The 13,425-nt window shown below is 47.9% G+C and carries 6 protein-coding genes, 1 tRNA gene and 3 rRNA genes; all 10 read right to left on the bottom strand.

Going from position 1 to position 13,425, the window contains the following annotated elements:
* Positions 1-12 precede the first annotated feature (12 nt).
* The 10 genes from radA to ACEN8J_RS00005 all read right to left on the bottom strand — a co-directional run bounded on the left by radA (position 13) and on the right by ACEN8J_RS00005 (position 13,321).
* On the bottom strand, positions 13-1,386 hold the full coding sequence (gene radA, locus ACEN8J_RS00050) for a DNA repair protein RadA (RefSeq protein ID WP_013312184.1): 1,374 nt from the start codon (positions 1,384-1,386) through the stop codon (positions 13-15).
* A 240-nt stretch (positions 1,387-1,626) separates the two neighbouring features.
* Complete coding sequence (gene clpC / locus ACEN8J_RS00045) at positions 1,627-4,071, bottom strand: ATP-dependent protease ATP-binding subunit ClpC (RefSeq protein WP_023990572.1); 2,445 nt, start codon at positions 4,069-4,071, stop codon at positions 1,627-1,629.
* A gap of 44 nt (positions 4,072-4,115) precedes the next feature.
* Positions 4,116-5,180, bottom strand: coding sequence for a protein-arginine kinase McsB (mcsB, locus tag ACEN8J_RS00040; protein WP_029514505.1), 1,065 nt, complete (start codon positions 5,178-5,180; stop codon positions 4,116-4,118).
* Between the two features lie 28 nt (positions 5,181-5,208).
* Positions 5,209-5,733: a protein-arginine kinase activator protein McsA gene (gene mcsA, locus ACEN8J_RS00035; RefSeq protein WP_029514506.1), complete on the bottom strand. Its 525-nt coding sequence runs from the start codon at positions 5,731-5,733 to the stop codon at positions 5,209-5,211.
* 69 nt (positions 5,734-5,802) lie between these two features.
* Complete coding sequence (locus tag ACEN8J_RS00030) at positions 5,803-6,267, bottom strand: CtsR family transcriptional regulator (protein ID WP_013312188.1); 465 nt, start codon at positions 6,265-6,267, stop codon at positions 5,803-5,805.
* 535 nt (positions 6,268-6,802) lie between these two features.
* Positions 6,803-7,990: a GNAT family N-acetyltransferase gene (locus ACEN8J_RS00025; protein WP_029514507.1), complete on the bottom strand. Its 1,188-nt coding sequence runs from the start codon at positions 7,988-7,990 to the stop codon at positions 6,803-6,805.
* A gap of 164 nt (positions 7,991-8,154) precedes the next feature.
* A 5S ribosomal RNA gene (gene rrf, locus ACEN8J_RS00020) occupies positions 8,155-8,271 on the bottom strand.
* A 151-nt stretch (positions 8,272-8,422) separates the two neighbouring features.
* A 23S ribosomal RNA gene (locus ACEN8J_RS00015) occupies positions 8,423-11,350 on the bottom strand.
* Positions 11,351-11,592: 242 nt separating this feature from the next.
* A tRNA-Ala gene (locus ACEN8J_RS00010) sits at positions 11,593-11,668 on the bottom strand.
* Positions 11,669-11,765: 97 nt separating this feature from the next.
* Positions 11,766-13,321 (bottom strand): 16S ribosomal RNA (locus tag ACEN8J_RS00005).
* Together the 16S, 23S and 5S rRNA genes with 1 tRNA gene alongside form the textbook arrangement of a ribosomal RNA operon.
* Positions 13,322-13,425: the final 104 nt, after the last annotated feature.

Below are 13,425 nucleotides of genomic sequence, written 5' to 3'. Positions count from 1 at the left end.
TCTCAATGCCCCCTAATCTAATGCGGCTGCTAGTGCATCTGCCACCGTTCCTACTCCTATAATTTGTATCCCTTTCGGATGTGTCCAACCCTTCAAGCTTTTCTCCGGCATGATCACCCGTTTGAAACCTAGTTTCTCCGCTTCTCGTACTCGCTGTTCTGCTCGGGATACCGCGCGCACCTCACCTGTCAGTCCCACCTCGCCAAAAATCACATCATACGGCTTTGTAGGAGCATCTCTAAAGCTGGAAGCAATACTCACAGCTATAGCCAAATCTACCGCCGGTTCATCCAACTTTACACCTCCGGCTACGTTGAGATAAGCGTCCTGGTTTTGCAAAAACATGCCCATCCGCTTTTCTAGCACGGCTATGATTAATCCCATTCGATGATGATCGACTCCTGTGCCCATCCGGCGTGGAGATGGAAAATGCGTAGCTGCAATCAATGCTTGCAGTTCAACCAATACAGGCCGGGTTCCTTCCATACTGGCTACAACAGTAGAACCCGCCACCCCTAGTGGGCGTTCAGACAGAAACAACTCGGAAGGATTGGATACCTCACGCAAACCGCTTTCAGCCATTTCAAAAATACCAATTTCATTTGTAGAACCAAAACGATTTTTAACTGCACGCAAAAGCCGATACGTATGATGACGCTCTCCTTCAAAATAAAGCACACAATCAACCATATGTTCCAACAAACGCGGACCTGCAATGGCACCTTCCTTGGTCACATGCCCTACCAGTACCGTAGCAATACCTAGCCCCTTGGCAATTCGCATAAAGCGTGAAGTACATTCCCGCACCTGAGCCACACTACCTGGTGCACTCGTCACCTCAGGCAAATATACAGTCTGTATCGAGTCGATGACCAAAAACTCCGGCTTCAAGCTGTCCACCGCTTCTTCAATCGTCTCCAAATTCGTCTCACATAATACGTATAGGCTGGGGGACAAGGCACCGAGTCGATCTGCACGTAGTTTCGTTTGACGGACAGATTCCTCACCAGACACGTACAGCACCTTTAAACCAGTTAAAGCCAGCTCATTAGATGTTTGCAGCATAAGCGTAGATTTACCGATTCCCGGATCACCGCCCACCAAAACGAGTGAACCCGGCACCACACCTCCACCGAGTACTCGATTCAATTCGCCAATCCCCGTCAAAATTCGTGTTTCTTTGCCACTCTCCACCTCTATAATAGGGAGTGGCTTGTCTTTTGTGCTATGAGTAAGAAGGGAAGACCCCATTCCTTGAGTTTTTACAACGCTTTCCGTTTCTTCGACCATGGAATTCCATGCCTGGCATCCAGGACATTTTCCGTACCATTTGGGCGATTCATATCCACATTCCGTACAGGAAAACTTAGTTTTCACTTTAGCCATACTTTGTTCCTTGGCTCCTTATTGACGACGATGATGTCAAATTTATGTTCATACAGCCCAGAAAGAGCTGTAACAATAAAAGTTTACCATTGAAGCTTGGCGGACGTAAAGCAATATCACAAACTTTCCCAAAGCATTTACCCAACCTTTTCACCGTGTTTTATACACAAAAAGGGTGTCTTCGCAATAGCTTTCCAGCCTGCGAGACACCCTTTTCTACTATTTATTTAGTAAACTGCCTTAGGACTTGGCAGATACATTATCCTTTTTCGTTACAGTCAATGCACCGTTCTCCTCATCAATGAAAAGAGAGTCACCTTTAGTGATGTTGCCAGTCAATAGTTCCTCGGACAGGCGATCTTCAATATGCTTCTGGATTGCACGACGCAATGGACGCGCACCATACGCTGGATCAAAGCCTTCCTTGGCAAGGAATTTTTTAGCATTGTCTGTCAACTCGAAGTCCACTTCATACTCATTCAGGCGCTTACGCAGCTCCTCAGACATGAGTGACACAATTTCAGCAATATGTTTTTCTTCGAGAGAATGGAAAACGATAATTTCATCAATCCGGTTCAAGAACTCAGGACGGAAACTTTTCTTCAATTCATCCATCACTTTGCCCTTCATATTATCGTAATCCGCTCCAGCGTCCACTACAGCTGTAAAACCAAGCGTGGAGTTACGTTTAATCGCCTGTGCACCAACATTTGATGTTAGGATGATGAGTGTATTACGGAAATCAACGACACGACCTTTGGAATCTGTCAGACGACCATCTTCCAGTACTTGCAGAAGAATATTGAATACTTCTGGGTGTGCTTTTTCAATTTCATCCAGCAATACAACAGAGTAAGGCTTACGACGTACCTTCTCGGTCAGTTGACCGCCTTCCTCATATCCAACGTACCCTGGAGGCGCTCCTACCAGACGAGACGTTGAGTGTTTCTCCATATATTCAGACATATCAATACGGATAACCGCATTTTCATCTCCAAACATGGATTCAGCCAAGGCGCGTGCCAACTCTGTTTTGCCAACCCCAGTTGGACCGAGGAAAATAAAGGACCCAATTGGACGCTTCGGATCTTTCAGTCCGGCACGTGCCCGGCGAATCGCCCGGCTTACTGCCTTAACTGCTTCGTCCTGTCCAATTACCCGCTCATGCAGCAACTCTTCCATATTCAACAAGCGGTGTGTTTCTTCCTCTTTCAGCTTGCTGACTGGAACACCTGTCCAGATTGCAACGACTTGAGCGATATCCTCTGGGGTAACTTCAGAATCTGTACGCCCCTGTTGTTCTTTCCATTGGTTTTTCGTCACGTCTAGCTCTTCGCGGATTTTTTGCTCTGTATCGCGCAGGGCTGCCGCTTTTTCAAACTCCTGACTTTGTACCGCTGAATCCTTTTCCTTCCGGATATCTTCCAGACGGTTTTCCAGCTGTTTCAGGTTTGGCGGTACAGTGTAAGAATTCAGCCTTACTTTGGAGCCCGCTTCATCAATAAGATCAATAGCCTTATCTGGAAGGAAGCGGTCGGTGATATAACGATCTGACAATTTTACGGCCGCTTCAATAGCTTCATCTGTGATCTTTACACGGTGATGCGCTTCGTAACGGTCACGCAGACCATACAGAATTTGAATCGCCTCTTCTGGAGAAGGTTGATCCACTGTAATGGGTTGAAAGCGACGCTCCAAAGCAGCATCTTTCTCAATATATTTGCGGTATTCATCCAGCGTGGTCGCACCGATGCATTGCAGCTCGCCACGTGCCAGAGCAGGTTTCAGGATGTTGGACGCATCAATTGCGCCTTCCGCTCCACCAGCACCAATCAGCGTATGCAGCTCGTCAATGAACAACACGATATTACCCGCTTGACGAATCTCGTCCATAATCTTTTTCAAACGATCCTCGAATTCGCCACGATACTTGGTGCCTGCTACCACAGAGCCCATATCCAGTGTCATTACGCGCTTGTCGCGCAACGTTTCGGGAATCTCATTCGCTATGATTTTTTGAGCCAATCCTTCGGCAATCGCCGTTTTACCTACCCCAGGCTCACCAATCAGAACCGGATTGTTCTTTGTACGGCGGCTGAGCACCTGAATTACGCGTTCAATTTCCTTGCTACGCCCAATAACAGGGTCCAGGTTGTTTTCCTTCGCAGATGCCGTCAGATCGCGTGCCAGACTGTCCAGGGTTGGCGTGCTGACATTAGCTGGAGCACCGTGATGGCTGGAAACAGCCTCGCTGCTGCCGAGCAATTGAAGCACTTGCTGACGCGCTTTGTTCAGACTGATGCCCAGGTTATTCAGTACCCGTGCTGCTACGCCTTCGCCTTCACGAATAAGACCCAGCAAAATATGTTCTGTACCTACATAGGTATGGCCCAGTTTGCGGGCTTCATCCATAGACAGTTCGATGACTTTTTTGGCACGTGGAGTATAGGCAATGTTCGTCGGTTGCTCTTGACCGCGTCCAATCAACGTTTCCACTTCATCCTGGATTTTTTCCAGTCCCAGGCCCAAACCGATTAAGGCTTTCGCTGCTATTCCTTCACCTTCACGAATGAGGCCTAGCAAAATGTGCTCTGTACCAATGTTGTTGTGTCCCAATCGAACTGCTTCTTCCTGAGCCAAAGCAAGCACTTTCTGTGCACGTTCCGTAAATCTTCCAAACATCATATATCCTGCACCTCCACAGTGTGTATTTCAGATCATTTTATATATTAAAGGGTTGTGCCTAATTTTTGCCGGATCAGCTTCGCCCGGTACATATCGCGCTCTTCGGTATTCATTTTATCCCCAAAGCTTTTTTGCAGGAACCCGGGTTGTGTCATCACATTCAGCTCATTCATCGCTGCGGTGGAAGGACGCTCCAAAATTCCCAAATCTACGCCAAGACGTACATCAGACAGCCGCTGTGCAGCCTCCTTGGAATCCAATACTGCTGCATACGACAAAATACCGAATGAACGCATCACCCGATCTGTAATTCGCAGCATAGATTCATTCATTAGCCTTTCTCTGGCAGAACGCTCGTGCTCAATAATTTGTAGCACCACGCCATGTAGATTCTCAATAATCTCCGCTTCGGTTTGTCCCAGTGTAATCTGATTAGACACCTGAAACAAATTTCCGACCGCTTCGCTGCCTTCACCGTAAATGCCGCGAACTGTAAGACCTACCTGTGAAACAGCAGACAATATACGATTGATTTGATGAGTCATGACTAATGCGGGCAAATGCATCATCACCGAAGCTCTCATACCTGTGCCGACATTCGTTGGACAACTGGTTAGAAAACCTCTCCGATCATCAAATGCATAATCAACATGCGCTTCAAATGCATCATCAATAACCATAGCGCGTTCCCAAGCTTCTCTAACCTGACATCCCGGATATAAGCACTGGATACGCAGATGATCCTCTTCGTTTATCATAACACTAACCGATTCATCATCGCTAATTAAGACAGCACCGTTACGAGATTCGTTCGCCAAATTAGGACTAATCAAATGCTTCTCAACCAGCACCTGCTTGTCGATCTCATCCAACTCGGATATTTTCAACGTATGAAAAGTACCAAAACCGCCTAAATCATCATACTGAAGGATATCCGTCAAGCGCTGAAGTGCTTCTGCCGACTGCTGATTGGTAGCAAGCATGGGAAAAGGCAGATGCTGCAAGTTACGCGCAATTCTTACCCGGCTGCTAATGACAATCTCCGAATCCGCAGCATCACCACGCATCCAGTCACTTAGCGGCTTCTCCGTAAACCGAATATTGGGCATTACGCATCCCTCCTACTCTTCACAAACTTTACTCTTCAGTCATTTCTTTTTCAAGCTCTCTGATTTGATCCCTAAGCTCAGCAGCTGATTCAAACTCTTCCTGTACAATGTGCTGTTGCATCTCTTTTTTCAAATCGTCAATTTGCCGTTTAACCTTCAGTCGGCCACCAGTGCGAACCGGAACTTTACCAACATGATTCGTACTGCCATGCACACGCTTGAACAGAGGGTCCAGACGATTATCAAAATATTGATAGCACGACGGGCATCCGAAACGTCCCAGCTTACTAAACTGTGCATAGGTCATGCCACAATCCTTGCATTGCAGGTTCTGCGGACCACTGTGGCCTGGAGACTGGCTCTTTGTACTGGAGTCAAAATCCAACATCCCCGACAGCAAGCTATGAATTGAAAAGCCGTTAGGTGTTCCAGGGATCATCTCCCCTTTTTCCTTCGCACACGTCTCACAAATATGAAACTCTGTCTTTTCGCCATTCACAATTTTGGTGAAATGCAAAGTTGCCGGCCGCATATTACATTCTTGGCACAGCATAAAAGCACCTCCTTCAATGTCAGGATTTAATACCCACCCTACATCCAAACATTAGTCTCTATTCACACACTATTTGGTCGCCAGCAACGAGATCAGCATAGCCTTAAGCAATCTTGCTCGCAGTTGATCACGATAGGGAAGCTTCAGTAATAATGTATCTCTCGATAAAGCAGCCTTCATTAGATTAGCTTCCCTTTTGCTTAAAAAATGGGCTTCCTCTAACTGATAAATCAGTCCTTCTGCTGCTGATTGGCTAATTTCCTCCCCGATGCTCTGATGAAGATGTGTATGGATGGCATGCTGTGCGGGTAGCTGAATTCGCTGAATACGAATGTAGCCCCCACCACCGCGTTTACTTTCCACCACATAGCCTTTTTCCAGCGTAAACCGGGTGCTAATTACATAATTAATTTGCGACGGAACGCAGGAAAAGCGGTCAGCCAGATCATTGCGCTGAATCTCCACCAAACCTTGGGGACTTTCCAGCAATATACTCTTCAAATATTGTTCAATAATATCGGAAACATTGCGCATTTCATCATCCTCCACTAACGGAAACGCAAGTATTCAAGTACATTTCACGCTCCACAGAGTCCGCCGTATATTGAACTTAACCAAACGGTAAAGTCACGAATCTAAGCTGTATTGAGGCTATTGCCTGTTCTACATCCATTGAAATGTACCGTCTTGTCTCTAGTGTGGCCTTTATTTGCGATTAATCATACACTTCTCTTATGTTCATAAGAGTCAGCTCCTAACTATACGCAAATCATTTCAATTCTCGTTTGCTTCTTTACTATCGAAATTACTTCATACGGCCAATCCATCAGCATAATACTTCTACAGAATCACACTAGGTTTGATTGACTTTGACTTTCTTTGACTATATTCACATTATAGCACATTATTCATTTTTGCCAAGGGGTCAATACCATTTTTCGCAATCTAATTATGTTTTATACAATACCATAAAAAAACTCTTCCCATTACAGAAAGAGTTGAAAATAATGATAACCACACAAGTTATATTCTCTGAAAGATGAGCTTAAAAGATCTAAATAGGCCTTTATCAGAAAAAATCCAATAAAAACGTTTGATTTACTGGTATTACGCGTTTAAGGGCAGACACATACTCACTGCTACCTTCAATACGCCCCCATTTACACAGATCATCAACCTGCTGGTAGCCAAGCATCAGAGTCGTCAGTGACTGAATCCCAAGTTTCAAGTCAACTACTATGGCATTTTTAGATGAAATGCTTTTGTTCACTCTCTCCAGACACCCTTGCCCTTTCGTCGTAATCGTTAATCTCCATACTCCTTCATTCCATGGAGCATACCGATCAGTCAGATTTAAGGTTAAACTTGTTTCCTCTCCAATCTGCTCAAAAGGGAATCTTTCTACAAAAGCAGCTGCATCCACAATACGCCCCATAAAATAAGGCACAGTTTCCTGTTGAATTCGAGGATCATCAAGTAAAAATGGCAAATTGTCATCTGCTGGAACGTAAATAAATTTACCTTGGGTTATCATTGAGTCATGATTTGCAAAATAAGTCCATAAAGCCCGACGAGCCGTCTCATTTTCATATACCAACTCATCACAATTCAACTGTTTATCTTCAATTTTGTATAGTGCATATCCTTGCGGATCGCCTGTTTCTGAGTAATATACCGCAGTTCGATAGTTCTCACTTAAAATCCGCTCTTGCCACCATTCCTTATCTCGTACCAGCGTGCCATTATAACGAGATGCATACGCTTGATACACTTGGTCCAGTTCTGAAATATCCTTGATATCGCGTTTGACTGTACCTTCTGTTTTAAGTTTTGCAGGGAATTTATCAATGGGAATGACGTATTTTTTGTACTCTGTATACGTTTCCCATCCAAATTTACGGTAGAAGGCAAAGGAGAATGGATGCAAAAAAGAAAGACTTTGTCCCGCAGACTTCATCTCTTCAAGTGCATGCGTCAATAAACGTGATACCATGCCTCCGCGACGCTTTTCTGGCCACGTCGCCACACCAGCAATGCCCCCCATATCAAAAACCTGACCATTTATGTATACCTGAAGCGGTAACAAAGTCAGTTTAGCATTTAAGTCATGTCCGTCGAATATTCCCCATGTTTGTTCTGGTTTGAATTTCTTCTTGGCCTTTTCCAGATCCTCTAGGGACATTGTAAACTGAAAAGCATATTGAGATAATTCAATAGCCGCTTCAAATTCCTCACGCTGTAATTGTCTGATCTCCATATCTTCATCACCTCGCTCGTATACTTGGACATCCATAAAAAAGATTACACACTTAGAGTGTGGCAAACCCCATTCTCTCTGTCAACCTTAGAAGCAGGTGGCCATCTAAAAATGCATAAAAAAAGGATGATAATCTCATTGAGATTATCATCCTTTTCACTTTTGCTTGGCGACGTCCTACTCTCCCAGGACCCTGCGGTCCAAGTACCATCGGCGCTGGAGGGCTTAACGGTCGTGTTCGGGATGGGTACGTGTGGAACCCCTCCGCTATCGCCACCAAACATGAATTTGCTATGCAAATTCTTCCGTAAGGTTATTAGCTTCATCACATATCGTGTGAACAAATAGCCATGCGCTTGTTGTATGTCACTTGTACATACGTTCAAGGTTACACCCTGAAAACTGGATCCGAAACTTATTTGCGTTTTATCTTAGGATAAGCCCTCGACCGATTAGTATTGGTCAGCTCCATGCATTACTGCACTTCCACCCCCAACCTATCTACCTCGTCGTCTTCAAGGGGTCTTACTAATTGGGAAATCTCATCTTGAGGGGGGCTTCACGCTTAGATGCTTTCAGCGCTTATCCCTTCCGTACATAGCTACCCAGCGGTGCTCCTGGCGGAACAACTGGTACACCAGCGGTACGTCCATCCCGGTCCTCTCGTACTAAGGACAGCTCCTCTCAAATTTCCTACGCCCACGACAGATAGGGACCGAACTGTCTCACGACGTTCTGAACCCAGCTCGCGTACCGCTTTAATGGGCGAACAGCCCAACCCTTGGGACCTACTTCAGCCCCAGGATGCGATGAGCCGACATCGAGGTGCCAAACCTCCCCGTCGATGTGGACTCTTGGGGGAGATAAGCCTGTTATCCCCAGGGTAGCTTTTATCCGTTGAGCGATGGCCCTTCCATGCGGTACCACCGGATCACTAAGCCCGACTTTCGTCCCTGCTCGACTTGTAGGTCTCGCAGTCAAGCTCCCTTCTGCCTTTGCACTCTTCGAATGATTTCCAACCATTCTGAGGGAACCTTGGGGCGCCTCCGTTACTCTTTAGGAGGCGACCGCCCCAGTCAAACTGCCCACCTGACACTGTCCTCGCACCGGTTTACGGTACCAAGTTAGAACCTAGATACGATCAGGGTGGTATCCCAAGGATGCCTCCCTTCAAGCTGGCGCTCAAAGTTCGACGGCTCCCACCTATCCTGTACAGATCGTACCCAAATTCAATATCAAGCTGCAGTAAAGCTCCATGGGGTCTTTCCGTCTTGTCGCGGGTAACCTGCATCTTCACAGGTATTAAAATTTCACCGGATCTCTCGTTGAGACAGCGCCCAAGTCGTTACGCCATTCGTGCGGGTCAGAATTTACCTGACAAGGAATTTCGCTACCTTAGGACCGTTATAGTTACGGCCGCCGTTTACTGGGGCTTCGGTTCATAGCTTCGCTCTTGCGAGCTTACCACTCCCCTTAACCTTCCAGCACCGGGCAGGCGTCAGCCCGTATACTTCGCCTTGCGGCTTCGCACAGACCTGTGTTTTTGCTAAACAGTCGCTTGGGCCTTTTCACTGCGGCCCCCTCGGGCTATTCACCCTACCGAGGCACCCCTTCTCCCGAAGTTACGGGGTCATTTTGCCGAGTTCCTTAACGAGAGTTCTTCCGCGCGCCTTAGAATTCTCTTCTCGCCTACCTGTGTCGGTTTGCGGTACGGGCACCTTCTCCTGGCTAGAGGCTTTTCTTGGCAGTCTGAGATCATGACCTTCGCTACTATAATTTTCGCTCCCCATCACAGCCCAGCCTTAACGATGTGCGGATTTGCCTACACACCAGCCTCACTGCTTAGACGGACATCCATCCGTCCGCGTCACTACCCTACTGCGTCACCCCATCGCTCATAGCGGATTACGGTGGTACAGGAATTTCGACCTGTTGTCCTTCGACTACGCCTATCGGCCTCGCCTTAGGTCCCGACTTACCCTGAGCGGACGAACCTTCCTCAGGAACCCTTAGGCTTTCGGCGGATCTGATTCTCACAGATCTTTTCGTTACTCATACCGGCATTCTCACTTGAATGCAGTCCAGCGCTCCTTACGGTACACCTTCAACCCGCATTCAACGCTCCCCTACCCCTGATGCAAGCATCAAGCCATAGCTTCGGTGGTGTGTTTAGCCCCGTTACATTTTCGGCGCAGAGTCACTCGACCAGTGAGCTATTACGCACTCTTTCAATGGTGGCTGCTTCTAAGCCAACATCCTGGTTGTCTGTGCAACTCCACATCCTTTCCCACTTAACACACACTTGGGGACCTTAGCTGATGGTCTGGGCTGTTTCCCTTTCGACAATGGATCTTAGCACTCACTGTCTGACTCCCGGAACTAAATCTATGGCATTCGGAGTTTGACTGAGCTTGGTAACCCTTGCGGGCCCCGCACCCAATCAGTGCTCTACCTCCACGATTCTTCTTTCCGAGGCTAGCCCTAAAGCTATTTCGGGGAGAACCAGCTATCTCCGGGTTCGATTGGAATTTCTCCGCTACCCCCACCTCATCCCCGCATTTTTCAACATGCGTGGGTTCGGGCCTCCAGTGCGTGTTACCGCACCTTCACCCTGGACAGGGGTAGATCACCCGGTTTCGGGTCTACGTCCACGTACTCATTCGCCCTATTCAGACTCGCTTTCGCTGCGGCTTCAGCTCTTCACTTTAACCTTGCACGGGAACGTAACTCGCCGGTTCATTCTACAAAAGGCACGCCATCACCCATAAATAGGGCTCTGACTTCTTGTAAGCACACGGTTTCAGGATCTATTTCACTCCCCTTCCGGGGTGCTTTTCACCTTTCCCTCACGGTACTGCTTCACTATCGGTCGCCAGGGAGTATTTAGCCTTGGCAGATGGTCCTGCCGGATTCATACGGGGTTTCACGTGCCCCGCACTACTCGGGATCCGTCTCGGAGAGAACAAGTTTTGAATTACAGGGCTTTTACCTTCTCTGGCGGGCCTTTCCAGACCTCTTCATCTAACCGGTTCCTTTGTAACTCCATGTGAGACGTCCCACAACCCCAAGGAGCAAGCTCCTTGGTTTGGGCTAATCCGCGTTCGCTCGCCGCTACTGACGGAATCACTATTGTTTTCTCTTCCTCAGGGTACTTAGATGTTTCAGTTCCCCTGGTCTGCCTCTCACTCACCTATGAATTCAGTGAGTAGTGACTGTCGATGAAGACAGCCGGGTTTCCCCATTCGGACATCCCCGGATCAAAGCTTGCTTACAGCTCCCCGAGGCCTTATCGTTGTTCGCCACGTCCTTCGTCGGCTCCTGGCGCCTAGGCATCCTCCGTGTGCTCTTTGTAGCTTAACCTAGACTTTTCTTTCCAAGAAAGAACATGTCGATGTTCGATAAAGAATGATTTTTGCCAGAGGCAAAAGATCTTTCCTTACCTGCTACCTTTATTTCACTTGTTTACACAAGATCAGCTTAAAGGAATATTCTAAAACGCAATTTCGTTTCGGTATCCAGTTTTCAAGGTGCAAGGCTGTTTGATTATCAATCAATCTCCAAGGAGTTAACGATTCTCATACAGTTTATGATGAAATTGTAATTGGTGGAGCCAAGCGGGATCGAACCGCTGACCTCCTGCGTGCAAGGCAGGCGCTCTCCCAGCTGAGCTATGGCCCCTCACAAGTTCCATCAAAACTGAACAAATGGAATGATGAATTTTGAAGCTTACACTTCATATTTGAATGTTTCCATCGCAGGAAACGATTCTCCATAGAAAGGAGGTGATCCAGCCGCACCTTCCGATACGGCTACCTTGTTACGACTTCACCCCAATCATCTACCCCACCTTCGGCGGCTGGCTCCCTTGCGGGTTACCCCACCGACTTCGGGTGTTGTAAACTCTCGTGGTGTGACGGGCGGTGTGTACAAGACCCGGGAACGTATTCACCGCGGCATGCTGATCCGCGATTACTAGCAATTCCGACTTCATGTAGGCGAGTTGCAGCCTACAATCCGAACTGAGACCGGCTTTTCTAGGATTGGCTCCACCTCGCGATTTCGCTTCCCGTTGTACCGGCCATTGTAGTACGTGTGTAGCCCAGGTCATAAGGGGCATGATGATTTGACGTCATCCCCACCTTCCTCCGGTTTGTCACCGGCAGTCTGCTTAGAGTGCCCAGCTTGACCTGCTGGCAACTAAGCATAAGGGTTGCGCTCGTTGCGGGACTTAACCCAACATCTCACGACACGAGCTGACGACAACCATGCACCACCTGTCTCCTCTGTCCCGAAGGAAAGCCATATCTCTACAGCGGTCAGAGGGATGTCAAGACCTGGTAAGGTTCTTCGCGTTGCTTCGAATTAAACCACATACTCCACTGCTTGTGCGGGTCCCCGTCAATTCCTTTGAGTTTCAGTCTTGCGACCGTACTCCCCAGGCGGAATGCTTAATGTGTTAACTTCGGCACCAAGGGTATCGAAACCCCTAACACCTAGCATTCATCGTTTACGGCGTGGACTACCAGGGTATCTAATCCTGTTTGCTCCCCACGCTTTCGCGCCTCAGCGTCAGTTACAGCCCAGAGAGTCGCCTTCGCCACTGGTGTTCCTCCACATCTCTACGCATTTCACCGCTACACGTGGAATTCCACTCTCCTCTTCTGCACTCAAGCTCCCCAGTTTCCAGTGCGACCCGAAGTTGAGCCTCGGGATTAAACACCAGACTTAAAGAGCCGCCTGCGCGCGCTTTACGCCCAATAATTCCGGACAACGCTTGCCCCCTACGTATTACCGCGGCTGCTGGCACGTAGTTAGCCGGGGCTTTCTTCTCAGGTACCGTCACTCTTGTAGCAGTTACTCTACAAGACGTTCTTCCCTGGCAACAGAGCTTTACGATCCGAAAACCTTCATCACTCACGCGGCGTTGCTCCGTCAGGCTTTCGCCCATTGCGGAAGATTCCCTACTGCTGCCTCCCGTAGGAGTCTGGGCCGTGTCTCAGTCCCAGTGTGGCCGATCACCCTCTCAGGTCGGCTACGCATCGTCGCCTTGGTAGGCCCTTACCCCACCAACTAGCTAATGCGCCGCAGGCCCATCCACAAGTGACAGATTGCTCCGTCTTTCCTCCTTCGCCCATGCAGGAAAAGGATGTATCGGGTATTAGCTACCGTTTCCGGTAGTTATCCCTGTCTTGTGGGCAGGTTGCCTACGTGTTACTCACCCGTCCGCCGCTAGGTTGTTTAGAAGCAAGCTTCTAAACAACCCCGCTCGACTTGCATGTATTAGGCACGCCGCCAGCGTTCGTCCTGAGCCAGGATCAAACTCTCCATTAAAGACCAACAGAAGTTAGTTTATAGAAAGAGCGATAAGCTCATTTTTAATGCTAGCGATCCTTCTTTATAAAAGAAGAAATCTTTGTTTCATCATCCATTTGTTC

The sequence above is a fragment of the Paenibacillus sp. Paensp38 genome, from assembly GCF_059491915.1.
Note: the sequence above shows the minus strand (reverse complement) of the source record. Positions and strands in the feature narration are given on the sequence as shown.